Annotated in this window: 12 protein-coding genes; 2 read left to right on the top strand and 10 right to left on the bottom strand. The window is 69.7% G+C overall.

The window, feature by feature from the left end; translation table 11 throughout:
- Positions 1 to 69: 69 nt before the first annotated feature.
- The 8 genes from ACIPC1_RS25495 to ACIPC1_RS25460 form a co-directional block, all read right to left on the bottom strand.
- Complete coding sequence (locus ACIPC1_RS25495) at positions 70 to 852, bottom strand: DUF1684 domain-containing protein (protein WP_402520723.1); 783 nt, start codon at positions 850 to 852, stop codon at positions 70 to 72.
- Positions 853 to 856: 4 nt separating this feature from the next.
- Positions 857 to 2155: an NtaA/DmoA family FMN-dependent monooxygenase gene (locus ACIPC1_RS25490; RefSeq protein ID WP_402520721.1), complete on the bottom strand. Its 1299-nt coding sequence runs from the start codon at positions 2153 to 2155 to the stop codon at positions 857 to 859.
- Positions 2152 to 3231: an LLM class flavin-dependent oxidoreductase gene (locus tag ACIPC1_RS25485; protein WP_402520719.1), complete on the bottom strand. Its 1080-nt coding sequence runs from the start codon at positions 3229 to 3231 to the stop codon at positions 2152 to 2154. The genes ACIPC1_RS25490 and ACIPC1_RS25485 overlap by 4 nt, the downstream gene beginning before the upstream one ends.
- A gap of 270 nt (positions 3232 to 3501) precedes the next feature.
- Positions 3502 to 4479: an ABC transporter substrate-binding protein gene (locus ACIPC1_RS25480; RefSeq protein WP_402520717.1), complete on the bottom strand. Its 978-nt coding sequence runs from the start codon at positions 4477 to 4479 to the stop codon at positions 3502 to 3504.
- Between the two features lie 67 nt (positions 4480 to 4546).
- Complete coding sequence (locus ACIPC1_RS25475; protein WP_402521413.1) at positions 4547 to 5299, bottom strand: amino acid ABC transporter ATP-binding protein; 753 nt, start codon at positions 5297 to 5299, stop codon at positions 4547 to 4549.
- A 77-nt stretch (positions 5300 to 5376) separates the two neighbouring features.
- Positions 5377 to 6258, bottom strand: a complete 882-nt coding sequence (locus ACIPC1_RS25470) for an amino acid ABC transporter permease (protein WP_402520715.1) — start codon at positions 6256 to 6258, stop codon at positions 5377 to 5379.
- An 86-nt stretch (positions 6259 to 6344) separates the two neighbouring features.
- Positions 6345 to 8153: an FAD/NAD(P)-binding protein gene (locus tag ACIPC1_RS25465; protein ID WP_402520713.1), complete on the bottom strand. Its 1809-nt coding sequence runs from the start codon at positions 8151 to 8153 to the stop codon at positions 6345 to 6347.
- Positions 8150 to 8995 (bottom strand): amino acid ABC transporter permease, encoded by an 846-nt coding sequence (locus ACIPC1_RS25460; RefSeq protein ID WP_402520711.1) that lies wholly within the window; start codon positions 8993 to 8995, stop codon positions 8150 to 8152. The genes ACIPC1_RS25465 and ACIPC1_RS25460 overlap by 4 nt, the downstream gene beginning before the upstream one ends.
- Positions 8996 to 9468: 473 nt before the next feature.
- On the opposite strand from ACIPC1_RS25460, the gene ACIPC1_RS25455 reads away from it, so the two are divergent.
- Positions 9469 to 10431, top strand: coding sequence for an ABC transporter substrate-binding protein (locus tag ACIPC1_RS25455; protein ID WP_402520709.1), 963 nt, complete (start codon positions 9469 to 9471; stop codon positions 10429 to 10431).
- 101 nt (positions 10432 to 10532) lie between these two features.
- Here the strand turns inward: ACIPC1_RS25455 and ACIPC1_RS25450 are convergent, their stop codons facing one another.
- Positions 10533 to 11747, bottom strand: a complete 1215-nt coding sequence (locus ACIPC1_RS25450) for a DUF5685 family protein (RefSeq protein ID WP_402520707.1) — start codon at positions 11745 to 11747, stop codon at positions 10533 to 10535.
- 290 nt (positions 11748 to 12037) lie between these two features.
- On the opposite strand from ACIPC1_RS25450, the gene ACIPC1_RS25445 reads away from it, so the two are divergent.
- Positions 12038 to 12478 carry a cell division protein SepF gene (locus ACIPC1_RS25445; protein WP_365435121.1) on the top strand — a complete coding sequence of 147 codons (441 nt, stop codon included), beginning with the start codon at positions 12038 to 12040 and terminating at the stop codon, positions 12476 to 12478.
- A gap of 65 nt (positions 12479 to 12543) precedes the next feature.
- Here the strand turns inward: ACIPC1_RS25445 and ACIPC1_RS25440 are convergent, their stop codons facing one another.
- Positions 12544 to 13734 carry an acyl-CoA dehydrogenase family protein gene (locus ACIPC1_RS25440; protein ID WP_402520705.1) on the bottom strand — a complete coding sequence of 397 codons (1191 nt, stop codon included), beginning with the start codon at positions 13732 to 13734 and terminating at the stop codon, positions 12544 to 12546.
- Between the last annotated feature and the right edge of the window lie 53 nt (positions 13735 to 13787).

Genomic DNA, 13787 nt, shown 5'->3' with positions numbered 1-13787 from the left:
ACGTCCGGCCACGGGAACGCGCGCCGACGAAGACCACCGTCGGCGCGCGCAGGCCTGGGACCGGAGAACTCAGAGCAGGTTCCGTTCCCCCGCCGCGATCGCCGCATCCAGGGTGTTCCCGGGCGGCGGGAACGGGCAGATGAAGTGGTCCGCGAAGGCGCACGGCGGGAGCACGGCCCGGTTGAAGTCCACCGTCGTACGCCCCTCGGCGTCGGGCGCCGCGGGCCGCAGGAACCGGAAGCGGTAACTGCCCTGCCCGCTTGTGGAGTCGGCGAACACGGCCCACAGCGAGCCGTCGCTCTCCACCGAGACCTGGAGCGTGAGGTCCTGTCCGTCGAGGGTGAATGCGAGCACCCCGCCGAGCCCCAGACCGCGCGCTCGCCCGTCCGCGTTCTCCACGCGCACGGTGCGACTCTCGCCGTACGGCGTGAAGTGCCCCGGCACCGACCAGCGCGGGTCGTGGTCGGTCGCCTCGATGCCCTTGAAGGCCCCCCGCGCGGGTGAGCCGGGGTCGAAGTCGCGTACGCCCCAGATCCCCTCCCGCACGAGCACCACGAACCGGTGCTCGCCGTGCCCGACGCGGGCCCCGTCCGCCGGACCGAGGTCGGCGCCGAGTGTGACCTCGCCGGTGAAGAGCTCCCCGCCGAGGGTGAGACCGTCCTCGGCCGTCGCCGTCAGTACGACCGCGTCACCACCGGCGGCCCAGCGCCCCGGGATGCCCGGAAGTTGCCCCTCCGGATAGTCCTCGATCCAGTGGGTGCCCGTGAGCGCGAGCGGTCCGTAGGGCGCGGACACCTTCTCGGTGCGGTGCTCGTGCCAGTGCTTCCAGTCCTCGGATGCGTCCGTCGTCATGTGATCAACCCTTCCACACCGGATCCCGCAACCCGAGGTGTGAGCGCAGCGTCGTGCCTGTGTATTCCGTACGGAACGCGCCGCGCTCCTGGAGCAGCGGCACCACCCGGTCCACGAAGTCGTCCAGGCCGCCGGGTGTCAGATGCGGTACGAGGATGAAGCCGTCGGCGGCGTCCTTCGTGACGAACTCGTCGAGCTCGGCGGCGACGGCCTCCGGAGTGCCGACGAAGGACTGCCGGCCGCTCGCCTCGATCACGGTCTGCCGGATGGACAGCCCCTTCTCGCGCGACAGGGCCCGCCACTTCTCGGCGGTCGCGAAGGGGTCGGCGACTTTCACCCGCCCCTGGACCAGGGTCGATCCGGGCTCCGGGTCGATGTCGGGGAGGGGCCCGTCGGGGTCGTACGAGGAGAGGTCGACGCCCCAGATCTGCTCCAGCGCGAGGATCGCGTTCTGCGGCGAGACCTGTAGGCGGCGGATCCCGGCGGCCCGCTCCTGAGCCTCGGCGGCGCTGTCGCCGAGCACGACGGTGACCCCGGGCATGATCTTCAGATCCTCGGGCGTCCGCCCGTACTTCGCGAGCCGCCCCTTCACATCGGCGTAGAACTCCCGGCCCGCCTCCAGACTCCCGTGCCTCGTGAAGATCACGTCGGCGGTGGACGCGGCGAACTCGCGGCCCTCCGGCGAGTCCCCGGCCTGGATGACGACCGGGTACCCCTGCGGGGAGCGCGGCACGGTGAACTCGCCCGCGATGTCGAAGTGTTGACCCCGGTGCGCAAAGGGACGGGGCAGTCCGTCGGGGGTCCAGGAGTCCCACAACTCCCGTGCGGTGGCGACGAATTCAGCGGCGCGTGCATAGCGGTCGGCCCGGTTCAGGTAGCCGCCGCGTCGGAAGTTCTCCCCGGTGAAGGCGTCCGAGGAGGTCACCACGTTCCAGGCGGCCCGGCCGCCGCTCAGGTGGTCCAACGTGGCGAACCTGCGGGCGAGTTCGTACGGCTCGTTGAAGGTCGCGTTGACCGTGGCAGCGAGCCCGAGCCGCTCGGTGACGGCCGCGAGCGCGTTGAGTACGGTGATCGACTCCGGCCGTCCCACCACGTCCAGATCATGGATACGTCCCCGGTGCTCACGCAGCCGCAGCCCCTCCGCGAGGAAGAAGAAGTCGAAAAGACCGCGCTCGGCGGTGCGTGCGAGGTACTCGAAGGACGCGAAGTCGATCTGGGACCTCGACCGGGGATCGGCCCAGACGGTGGTGTTGTTGACGCCCGGGAAGTGGGCGGCGAGGTGCACCTGCTTGCGTACGGTCATGACGTTCCCCCTGCCACGGCGTACTGGTTGGCGGGCCGGCCAAGCCCCAGGTGTTCCCGGAGCGTGCTGCCCGGATAGAAGGTGCGGAACAGGCCGCGGTGCTGGAGCAGCGCCACCGTGCCGTTGACGAACCGCTCCAGGTCACGGAGGGGTTCGACGGGCGTGAGGTGGAAGCCGTCGGCGGCCTCGGCCTGGTGCCAAGAGGTGATCAGCTCGGCGAGATCGACCGGACCGCCCCGGTACAGCGGGCCCTGCGCGGTCTGCCGGGGTCCCCCGCCGCCATGGCCCGGCACGGCCGCGTGCTCGCCGTCACCGAGGTCGACGGTGAGCCCGGCGAGAACGCGCAGGCCGTCCGGGTCGCGGCCGAACCGCGCGGCTCCGTCCCGCAGTTCGGCCCGTACGGTACGGGCCTGCGCCGGGCCCGCGACCCGGACGAGCGCCACGTCGGCGTACCGGGCCGCGGTCTGCCGGGCGTGCCCCTCGGTGGCGTCGACGACCCTGACCGGGTGACCCTGCGGAGGGCGCGGCACGATCGAGGGGCCCTTCACGGAGAAGGTCGGGCCCGCGAAGTCGACGTGGTGCAGCTTGTCCCGGTCGACGAAGCGGCCGGTCGCCTCGTCACGTATCTCGGCGTCGTCCTGCCAGCTGTCCCACAACCGGGCGGCCACGTCGGCGACTTCGCCGGCCTCCCGCCACAGCGCGTCGGCGGGCGCGGCGTGCCGGCGGCCGAACAGCCGTGCCTCGCCCTCGGACGTCGACACCTCGATCTGCCAGCCGGCCCGGCCACGGCTGACCCAGTCGAGGGTCGCCACGGCCGCCTGCACATGGAAGGGCTCGGTGTGTGTGGTGGTCACGGTCGGCACCAGCCCGACTCTGCGGGTGACGGGCGCGACCCGCGCGAGGACGGCGAGCGCGTCGGGTCCCGGGCGCGCGAAGGTGTCGCCGAGCGTCACGAAGTCGAGCGCCCCGCGCTCCGCGAGCTGCGCCAGCTCCACATGGGAGGCGGCGTCGTAGGCCGCCTGCTGATCGAGGGCGGCGGCCAGGTGCAGAAGCCCCCGGCCGTTCGGTGCGGTCATGGAGTGGGACCTTTCAGCGGGGAGCCAGGGGGTGTCGTTCGGATCACCTCGGATCAGGCCGCGGCGCATGACGCGGTGCATGACGCGGTGCATGACGCGGTGCATGGTGCGTGCGTCGCAAGGCGGCGCATGACCCGCGTACTGGGCGTACTCGGGTGATGCGACAACGCGGCGAGGTGCCGTGCCGGACGTCGCGGACCCGAGGTGATCCGAACGACACCCCCCAGGAGAGCGGCGGGATCTGTGCGGATCCCGCCGCCCGCGGGTGGACTACGACTCGGTCTTCGGCAGACCCGGAGGGTTGATCTCGGACTTCTCGACGGCCTCGCTCGTCAGCCCCCAGCGCTTGAGCACCTCGGCGTACTGACCGTTCTCGATCACGTGGTCGATGGCGGCGGCGTACGCGTCCACCACGCCGCTGTCCTTCTTCGTGGTGGCGGCGATCTTGCCCTGGAGCTTGTCACCGGCACCCGAGAGCGTGCCCACGATCACGGTCTGGCCGGCGGACGCGACGTGGTACGCGGCGGACGGGCTCGGGCCGAGATAGGCGTCGATGCGTCCCGACTGGAGCGCCAGGTAGTAGTCCGTGTCCTTCTGGTAGTACTTGATGTCCACGGGCTTGAGACCGGCGTCCTCGTTCTGCTTGCTCCAGTCGACGAGGATCTTCTCCTGGTTGGTGCCGGAGGACACGGCGATGGTCTTGCCCGCGACGTCCTTGGGCTCCTTGACCGTCCAGTCGACGCCCTTCTTCGCCTCGAACGCGATGTTGTCGAGTCGGTAGGTCGCGAAGTCGTACTTCTCCTTGCGCTCCTCGGTGACGGTGACGTTCGAGAACACGGCGTCGAACTTGGCGCTGTCGAGCCCGACGAAGAGGTTCTCCCAGGAGACCTCCTCGTTGTCGAGCTTGAGACCGAGGGTGTCCGCGACCAGCGTGGCGATGTCGATCTCCGAGCCGATTCTGGTTTTGTCGTCGGTCGCGTAGAACCCGAGTGGCGGCGAGGCGTCGGCACTCTGGCCGAGCTTCAGCGTGCCGCGCTCCCGGATGGCCGCCGGCACGAGCGCGGCGATCGAGTCGACCTTCTTGCCGCGGACGCGGTTCTGGTCGGGGCCGATGTTGATGTTGCCGACCTTCTTGGTGTCCGAGCCGCCCGTCCCGGTGGCCGCGTCACTGTCACCACCGCAGGCGCTGAGCAGCGGTGCGGCGACAAGGGCGGCGATGGAGGCTGCGAAGGTACGTCGGGACAGCATGGGCGAACTCCTGTGAGGATTAAGGGATGTGACGGGCCGTTTCAGAAAGGTCAGAAGAAACGGGGCTTCAGAGGACCTTGGACAGAAACGCCCGGGTCCGTTCGTGCTGCGGATTGTCGAGTACGTCGCCGGGGGCGCCCTGCTCGACGACGCGGCCGTCGTCCATGAAGACGACGGTGTCGGCCACCTCGCGGGCGAAGCCGATCTCGTGCGTGACCACGATCATCGTCGTGCCCTGGTGGGCCAGGTCCTTGATGACGTCGAGGACCTCACCGACCAGCTCGGGGTCGAGCGCGGAGGTCGGCTCGTCGAAGAGCAGCAACTTCGGTTCCAGGGCCAGCGCGCGGGCGATGGCGACCCGCTGCTGCTGACCGCCGGACAGCTGCTTCGGGTAGGCGTCGGCCTTGTCGGCGAGCCCCACCCGGTCGAGCAGTTTCCGCGCGTTCTCCACGGCGTCCCTGCGGGGCCGCTTCAGCGCGGACACCGGCGCCTCGACGATGTTGTCCAGCACGGTGAGGTGCGGGAAGAGGTTGAAGTTCTGGAAGACGAAGCCGATCTGGGTGCGCTGCTTGAGGATCTCCCGCTCGCGCAGTTCGTACAGTTTGTCGCCGGAGCGCCGGTAGCCGACGAGGGTGCCGTCGACGCTGATCCAGCCCTGGTCGACCTTCTCCAGGTGGTTGATGGTGCGCAGCAGCGTCGACTTGCCCGACCCGGACGGGCCGAGGATGACGGTGACCTCCCCGGTCCGCACTTCGAGGTCGACGCCCTTGAGCACTTCCAGCGAACCGAAGCTCTTGTGCACGGACTTGACGTCCACCATCGGTGCCGTGCGGTCCTGCTTGCCCTCGTCCTCCTTGCCCTCGTCCTGCGTGCCCTCGTCCTGCGTGACCGTGGCGCTCATCGTGTGGCCCCCTTCGAGAAGTGTCGTTCGACGTAGTACTGGAGGATGGAGAGTGCGGTGGTCAGGAGGATGTACCAGGCGGTGGCGACCATCAGGAGCGGGACGACCCGGCCGTTGCGGCCGTAGATCACCTGGACCTGGTAGAAGAGCTCGCCGATCGCCATCACGGAGACGATCGAGGTCCCCTTGAAGAGGGAGATCACCTCGTTGGCGGCGTTCGGCAGGATCGAGCGCATCGCCTGCGGCAGCACGATCCGCCGGATCTGCCGCAGCCTCGGGATGCCGAGCGCGGCCGCCGCCTCCAACTGCCCGCTGTCCACGGCCAGTACACCGCCGCGCACGATCTCCGCCGCGTACGCCGCCTGGTGCAGCGCCAGCCCGAGCACGGCCGCACTCATGGCCCCGACCAGGTCCATCGTCGGGAAGGAGAAGAAGCCGGGCCCGAACGGGATGCCGAACTGCAACTCCTGGTAGAGGTAGGCCAGGTTGAACCAGAAGAGCAGCTGCACGATCAGCGGGATCGAGCGGAACGCCCAGATGTACGCGAAGGCCACGGCCTTCAGGAACGGGCTGGCCGACAGCCGCATGAAGGCGAGCACGATCCCCAGCGCGAAGCCCAACGCCGTTCCGTAGAAGGTCAGTTGGAGGGTGACCCAGACCGCCTTGAGGACCACGTCCGCCGCGAAGTACTCGGCGAACACATCCCACTCCCAGCCGGCGTTGGTGGCGAGTCCGTGCGCGAACTGCGCGAGCAGCACGGCGGTCGCGACCACGGCGACCCAGCGCCAGGGGTGCCGGACGGGCACGACCTTGAGCGCGCCGAGATCCTCGGGTTCGGGGGCCGTTTTCGTGCGGGGTGGATCACTGGTCAGGGACATGAGGGTTCCTCGGGGCATGAGGGGAAGTGAGCGGAAGGCCGGGCAGGTGGAGCGGCAGAGCCCTAAAACGCGTCAGGGCCGGAGCTTCAGGCCGCGGCCCGACAGGAGAGCGCGCGCAGGAACGCCAGCACGGCACGCGCCGCCGCGTCGTTCTGCCGGAAGGCCGGCCCTCCGGTACGCGGCCGGGTGAACGCCCCCGAGCCGCGCGCGTCGGTGTGCGGGCCGAGTGCGAAGCGCCGGGGGTGCGGGGTGCCGGAGCGGTCCAGGACCCGGCCGTCGGCGGGGTCCACGGCGAGCAGTCCCTCGGGAGTCGCGGCGGCCCCGTCGGCGTACAGCTCGCGCAGCAGCAGGTCGCTGGTGCGCTCGACCGTGGGGTGCGGCAGCCGCGCCTCGACGAGCGCGCGGGCCTCGACCGTCGCGCCGGGCACGGTGGCACTGCCGCCCCGGAAGACGCCGTCCTCGGCGACGACGGTCATGTCGGCGCCCACGAACCTCAGGATCCCGGCCCGCGAAAGCGCCAGCATCTGCCGCAGCCGGGGCCCGGGCGGCCCCGACGCGAGATAGCTGAAGAAGCCGTGCCACCACGGGCCGATGTCACCGAGCCGGACCAACTGGCCGTACACGGAGAGCAGTCCGAGGAAGACGGCCAGGTCAGGGCTGTTCGACGGGTCGTGACGCCGCGTCAAGTCCCCTTCGATGTAAGCACGCAGGCCTGTCTGGAGTTCCTCGTACGAGGTGTGTCGCACCCCGTCGAGCGGATGGTCGAGGGCGGTGAGGTCGAGCCGGTCGGCCGGATCGGGCACCGCGGATGCCACCAGTGCCTGGACCTCGACGGCGTCCGAGGCCGCGTACTTCTCCTCGAAGTCCGTCCAGGCCATCCGCGTCCGCTCGGGGTGCGCCGCGAACAGCCGGTGGTAGTGCGCGAACCCCAGCTCCTTCTCGACCAGCGGCTGGACATCCCGCCGGAAGTCGAAACCCTCCGGCCGTGCGAGCAGCCCGTCGATCTCGGCGGGCCCCAAGAACCTTGGCAGCGGCGGCCGTTCACCCGTCCAGTCGTAACCGATCTTGGAGTGGTAGGGAACCCCGCGCCGGGAGCCGACGTACAGGATCGGCTCGCGTCCGGACGGGATGTACGTCTCGCCCTCGTGGCGTCCGCCGCGCCCCTCCGTCAGCAGCACCATCAGGTCGACGAAGGCGAGCCCGAAGCCGCGGACCAGAACCGGTTCGCCCGCCGCCAGCGCGGACAGGTCGCTGTCGGCGGTGAAGTCCGGCGGCAGGTGCACCAGCCCGTGGCGTTCGGCGTACACCGCCAATTCCCGCTGCTCGTCGTCGAGTTCGGCGTCGAGGTGACCGAGCGCCAGGACCACCAGGTCGGCGTCGAGCGGCCGCGTCAGACCCTCCAGCCAGACCTGCTGGCGGCCCCCGCGCGGCCCGTCGACACGCAGGGCTCGGCGCGGGTGATGGTGGACCCGGACGCCCGACGGCAGTGCGGCCACGGCCCGTTCGTACACCCAGCGCAGATACGTGCCCTGACGCTGCCGGTCCGCGAAGACCCGCCCGTCGAGGACCGCCCACTCGTGCAGCGTGGGGCCTTCGAGCACCGGCCCGTCCATGGCCACCGTCTCGTCGGTGAACATCGTGACGTCCTGGGCCTGCGAGTTCATCCACAGCAGCGGCGACTGCTCCTCACGCCAGATGCGTCCGCCGCCCGGCGGATAGGGATCGACGAGATGAATGTCGAACCCCGCGGAACCCACCGGGCCATGCGCGCCCTGCGTTCCACGGGTGCCCGAATCCCCGTACAGCTCAGGCAGGTTGGCCGCGATCCGCTCCAGGACACCGGTCCCCCGGGGCCCGGCGCCGACGATCACCAGGGAGGGCCGCCCGGCGCTCATCGGGTGCGCTCCGAACCGCGGGCGTAGTGCCGCTCCACGTAGTACTGGCCGACGCTGAGTACCGAGGTGACGATGACGTACCAGAGGGTGGCCACCATCAGCAGGGGCATGACCTGGTAGGTGCGGTGGTAGACGAGCTGGACCGAGTAGAGCAGGTCCTGTACGGCGATGACGCTGACGATGGAGGTGCCCTTGAGGGTGCCGATCAGCATGTTCCCGGTCGGCGGCACGATGGAGCGCATCGCCTGCGGCAGCACGATCTTCCACCAGCGGCGCCACCTGCTCAGGCCGAGCGCCTGCGCGGCCTCGATCTGGCCGCGGTCGACGGAGAGGATGCCGCCGCGCACCACCTCGGCGGCGTACGCGGCCTCGTGCAGGGTGAGGCCGACGATGGCGACGGTGACCGGGCCGAGCAGGTTCACCGTCCTGATCCCGAGGATCTCCGGGTACAGCACTCCGATGTTGAACCAGAACAGCAGCTGCACCAGGATCGGCATCGACCGGAACAGCCAGACGTACCCCCAACTCACCGCCCGCAGTACGGGGTTGGTGGAGAGCCGGAACGCGGCGAGCAGGGTGCCGAGGGCGAAGCCGAGCACCATGACGAACGCGGTCAGCCAGAGGGTGAGCCAGAGTCCGCGCAGCACCGAGGCGGTCGTGAAGTAGTCGCCGACGACGTCCCACTGGAACGCGTCGTTGCGCACTACGGAGTTGAGAGCGAGTCCGAGCAGGACCAGGACGGCAACGGCGGCGGTCCACTGGCCGAGACGGCGCTGCGGGACGATACGCAAGGGCACCGCGTCTTCCGGTGCGGCCACCTTGGTAAGGGTGTCGGACGACATGCGAAGGCTCCGTGATGCGTCGAGTCGAACACGGTGATGCCTTCACACGGGGCCGTACGGCCCCAGGGACCGGACAGGCCACACAGCGCGTCACTAGGACGCCCCACGGCCGAGCCCCTCAGCATGGCCGTCCGTCGAGAGTACGGGGGCGTTTCCCGTCCCTGTCAAGGGTGTCCACACTGTGAGCGGTACGTCTCATGTCAGTTGACGCGGAAACGGATGCCTGTTCCACTTGCCCCATGCATTCGCAGCAGTGGCTGGTCACGCGCTCCCACATCGACTTCGGTCGAGTGTGGTCCTCTTCCTGTTGAGCTGACCTCTTGCGCCCTTTCTGACGGGCGCTTTCTGCGTTTTCCGGCGCCGTCCGAGCGCCGCTGCCCACGCCTTCACACGCGTATCCCGCGCCCCCCTCGCGCACAGCTCACTTTCCTCACCGCTGCCTGCCTTCCGCCTGCTCAGGAGACCCGCACGCCATGAGTACGCCCTCGCGACCGCGTCGCCGTCATTTCATCCCCTTTGCCCTGATAACTTCCGCGACGCTGCTGCTCACGGCATGCGGCTCCGGTGACTCGGGAGGCACGGGCTCCGGCGGAAGTGACGCCCAGGCCGCGGCCAACAGCGACGGGATCCCGACGACCGACGTGGTCTCGTCCGTCAAGAAGGACGCGGCGGCGGCGAAGTTGCTCCCCTCGGGGGTCGGCAGTCTCAACATCGCGGTCAGCGTCTCGGGCCAGCCGCCCGGCACCTCCTACCTGGAGGACGGCAAGACCCTCGCCGGTCAGGACGTCGACTTCGCGAAGGCGGTCGCGAAGACCCTCGGCATCGAACTGGACTACGAGGCCGCGAGCTTCGAGGCGATCCTGCCGGCCCTCGACAGTGGTAAGTACGACCTCGGCGTCGGCAACTTCGGCGTGACCGACGAGCGCCGCAGGACCATCGACTTCGTCACCTACGTCAACGACGGCCAGGGCTTCGCCACCCGCGACGACAGCAAGCTGACGAAGATCACCGACCTGAAGCAGCTCTGCGGCCTGAACGTCGCGACCACCGCGGGCACGACCTTCGAGGCGACGCTGGAGGACAACAAGAAGGTCTGCACGGACGCCGGCAAGGACGCGTACAAGGTGCAGACCTACAGCGAGCAGGGTGCGATCTGGTCCTCGCTGCAACAGGGCCGCAGCGACATCGTGATGAGCACCATCAACGGCCTGCGCTACGCGGTCGCCCACCAGGAGGGCGTCAAGTTCCTCAACGAGTACCACCGCCTCGATGTCGGCTTCGCCTTCAAGAAGGGCACGAAGCTGGCGCCCGCCTTCCAGGCCGCGGTGAACGAGCTCATCGCCGACGGGACGTACGAGAAGATCCTCAAGAAGTGGGGCACGACCGGCTCGGAGATCGAGCAGTCGCAGATCTCGCCGCCGGAGATCAAGGACTGACGCGGTCGCCTTTCACGGAACCCGTTGGGGGCGCGGGAAGACACCCGTTGCCGGTGACAGGCCGCCCGCCCCCAGCCGGCTCCGGCGGTGGAGGGCGTCCCTCAGCAGCCGCAGTCACACCCGCAGTCGCACCCGTCGCAGCAATTGCCGCAGCAGTCACCGCACTCACAACAGTCGCCGCACCCATCGCAGCCACAGTCGCACTGACTACAGAACCCTTGTTTGCGCTCCCGGCTCCACGGGTCCTCGTGCTCGCCACAGCACATCTGGCACGTACAGGCCAGCCCCGCCCACACCAGACAGCCTGCGATGAGCCCGCGCCGGTCGCGGCGCGGCGGCTCCGGGGGAAGCGGCGAGCCGCCCGGGCCGCCGGGCGGCGCGTACGGTCCGGCCGGCGGGCCGTATACGTCCACCCGGTGTCCGCACGAGCTCGTACCGAAGGCGCGGTCCACGGAGTTCCGCAGCTCGTGCACGAGCAGGATGTGCGCCAGCCTGCCGTCCGTGCCGTGCCCTTCGAGGGAGCGGCCCCCGGACCCCCAAGCGACCTCGCGCAGCGCCAGCCGTATGCCGTGCAGCGCGTCATCGGCGAGCCGCCGCGCCTCCGCGAGCGAGGTACCGGTCGCCGTCAGCGGGTTCCAGGCGCCCGACGCGGCGTCAGTTTCCCTGTCCTCCACGGCATCCAGGAGATGGGCGAGCCGCCCGAAGAGCCGCCCGGCCTCCGCGAGCGGCACGCCGTTGCCCGGGCGCCCGGCGAGGACGGCGGTGTGCGCGAAGGCCGCGGCGGTCGCGGTCTCGGTCGGCTCGGTGACCGTCAGAAGCGGCGTCCCGAGCCCGGCCAGCGCCTCGACATCGATCTGCCGGTCCACGGCGTCGACCAGCACAGCGGTGTCGAATCCGACCTCCGCGCCGGTACGCGCACCCGCGCGCCCCCAGCTCCTGGCGACCCGGCGCGCCGCGAGCGCCACCGGCCTGCGCGCCAACAGCCCGTCCCCGTCCGCCACGTGATCGCGCACCTTGGCCGCCGCCAGCACCAGCGAGACGGCGGCGGCGAGCCGCGCGCCCTCGCCCTGCGCGACGGACGCCGTCCGCATACCGCGCAGGGGACAGGGCCCCGCCGTACGCCGCCATCCTGTGGCGCGCTCCGCCTGAGCCTCCGTCAGAACCGATACCAGCAGCCCGTCATAGTTCGTGACCACCCGGGCGAACTGGCCGTGGTCCCCGCGCAGCGCGAGACACAGTCCGCACAAATGCGCCATCCACTGGGCCTTGAGTCCTTCACCGAGGCGATGGCTGCAAGGCCGCACTATCCCGAACACGACACTCCCCCGTGATGTGTACGAAGTTGAGGTGCGGCATCGTATCGACCACCCCGTTCACCCGTACGCACCAGCCGTCACCCAAACGCCGTCGAGAATCATATTTCACTCTCAGTCAGCAGCCGTACACAGCAAGACCCTTGGGATACGCGGGCTCTCGACGTATTCGCTGTGCACCAGTACCGTCACGAAACCCCCGCGCGGCGTCTATCCCCTTGGCGCTACATCCGCATCATGGACGACCATGGGGATGCGGAAAGCAAGACAGACCGCTGTGAGAGGAGGCGTCCATGGGATCGGTGCGCAAGGCGAGTGCCTGGCTTGGCCTCGTAGACGACAACGATGACGAGCGTTACTACGACGACGACAACTACGCCGAGAGCCAGGAGACCGGCAATGCCTGGGTCACCGACCCTCGCGTGAAGGTCGCGTCCGAGACGGCGGAGGAGAAGGGCCGCCGGATCGGCACGGTCACCCCGGACAGCTTCCGGGACGCACGCGGAATCGGCGAACTCTTCCGGGACGGCGTCCCGGTCATCATCAACCTCACGTCCATGGAGCCCGCCGACGCCAAGCGCGTGGTGGACTTCGCGGCCGGCCTTACCTTCGGCCTGCGCGGCACCATCGAGCGGGTCGCCACCCGCGTCTTCCTGCTGACCCCTGCCAACACGGAGATCGTCAGCGGCGAGGCCGCGAGCCGTCCTGCCGACGGTTTCTTCAACCAGAGCTGAGGCAGGGCCGCTCACCGGCCCTGCCTTGCCGGGGTCCTTGCGGGTTCTTCCGGGGTCGTGGGTTCCTACCGGAAGGCATCGAGTCCGGTGAGCGCCTTGCCCAGCACGAGTTGATGCATTTCCACGGTGCCCTCATAGGTGAGCACCGACTCCAGGTTCGTGGCGTGCCGCATCACGGGGTATTCGAGCGAGATGCCGTTGGCCCCGAGAATGGTGCGGGCGGTCCGGCAGATCTCGATCGCCTCCCGCACGTTGTTGAGCTTGCCGAAGCTGACCTGCTCCGGGCGCAGCCGCCCCGCGTCCATGCGCCGCCCCAGGTGATGGGCGAGCAGAATTCCCTTGTGCAGTTCGACCGCCATGTCGGCGAGCTTGGCCTGGGTGAGCTGGAAGCCGCCGATGGGCCGCCCGAACTGCTCGCGCGTCTTCGCGTATTCGACGGCCGCCTCGAAACTGGCCCGCGCTGCGCCCATCGCCCCCCACACGATCCCGTACCGCGCGTGTGACAGACAGCCCAGCGGCCCCTTCAGCCCGGTGACCTCCGGCAGCACGGCATCGGCGGGCAGTCGTACGTCGTCCAGGATCAGCTCACTGGTGACGGAGGCCCGCAACGACCACTTGTGCCTGATCTCGGGGGCGGAGAACCCGGCCGTGTCGGTGGGCACGAGGAAGCCACGGATCCCTTCATCGGTCTGCGCCCACACCACGGCGACCCCGGCGACGGACCCGTTGGTGATCCACATCTTCCGCCCGCCCAGGACCCAGTCCCCGCCGTCGCGCTTGGCGTACGTCCGCATGGAGCCCGGGTCGGACCCGTGGTCGGGCTCGGTGAGCCCGAAGCATCCGATGACCTCACCGGAGGCCATGGACGGCAGCCACCGCTGCTTCTGCTCCTCGGAACCGAACCGATGGATGGCGTACATCGCGAGCGACCCCTGCACCGACACGAGCGACCGGATCCCGGAGTCCGCGGCCTCCAGCTCCAGACAGGCGAGCCCGTACTGCACCGCGCTCGCCCCCGCGCACCCGTACCCCTGGAGCGACATCCCGAGCGCCCCGATCCCGCCCAACTCCCGCGCCAGCTCCCGGATCCCGGGCAGCTCCCCCTTCTCGTACCACTCGGCGACATACGGCAGCACCCGCTCCGCGGCCCACGCCCGCACGGTGTCGCGGATCGCCAGGTCCTCCGCGTCCAGAAGGTCGTCGACACCCAGGGGATCGGCGGGATCGAAGGGGGGCAACTTCGAGGACGCGGACATGACACAGCCTCCGAAACTCTGAAACTAGCGCCGCTAGTTACGGATACGACCCC

The organism is Streptomyces sp. NPDC087263 (assembly GCF_044744645.1).
GTDB lineage: Bacteria > Actinomycetota > Actinomycetes > Streptomycetales > Streptomycetaceae > Streptomyces.
The sequence above is the reverse complement of the archived record's forward strand: the minus strand, read 5'-3'. Positions and strand labels throughout refer to the sequence as shown.

Bases quoted from the DNA above. Each gene is read 5' to 3' on its own strand.
- ACIPC1_RS25445 (WP_365435121.1), top strand. From the start codon at position 12,038: ATGGGATCGGTGCGCAAGGCGAGTGCCTGGCTTGGCCTCGTAGACGAC.
- ACIPC1_RS25440 (WP_402520705.1), bottom strand. From the start codon at position 13,734: ATGTCCGCGTCCTCGAAGTTGCCCCCCTTCGATCCCGCCGATCCCCTG.
- ACIPC1_RS25480 (WP_402520717.1), bottom strand. From the start codon at position 4,479: ATGCTGTCCCGACGTACCTTCGCAGCCTCCATCGCCGCCCTTGTCGCC.
- ACIPC1_RS25465 (WP_402520713.1), bottom strand. From the start codon at position 8,153: ATGAGCGCCGGGCGGCCCTCCCTGGTGATCGTCGGCGCCGGGCCCCGG.
- ACIPC1_RS25455 (WP_402520709.1), top strand. From the start codon at position 9,469: ATGAGTACGCCCTCGCGACCGCGTCGCCGTCATTTCATCCCCTTTGCC.
- ACIPC1_RS25485 (WP_402520719.1), bottom strand. From the start codon at position 3,231: ATGACCGCACCGAACGGCCGGGGGCTTCTGCACCTGGCCGCCGCCCTC.
- ACIPC1_RS25475 (WP_402521413.1), bottom strand. From the start codon at position 5,299: ATGGTGGACGTCAAGTCCGTGCACAAGAGCTTCGGTTCGCTGGAAGTG.
- ACIPC1_RS25495 (WP_402520723.1), bottom strand. From the start codon at position 852: ATGACGACGGACGCATCCGAGGACTGGAAGCACTGGCACGAGCACCGC.
- ACIPC1_RS25490 (WP_402520721.1), bottom strand. From the start codon at position 2,155: ATGACCGTACGCAAGCAGGTGCACCTCGCCGCCCACTTCCCGGGCGTC.
- ACIPC1_RS25460 (WP_402520711.1), bottom strand. From the start codon at position 8,995: ATGTCGTCCGACACCCTTACCAAGGTGGCCGCACCGGAAGACGCGGTG.
- ACIPC1_RS25470 (WP_402520715.1), bottom strand. From the start codon at position 6,258: ATGTCCCTGACCAGTGATCCACCCCGCACGAAAACGGCCCCCGAACCC.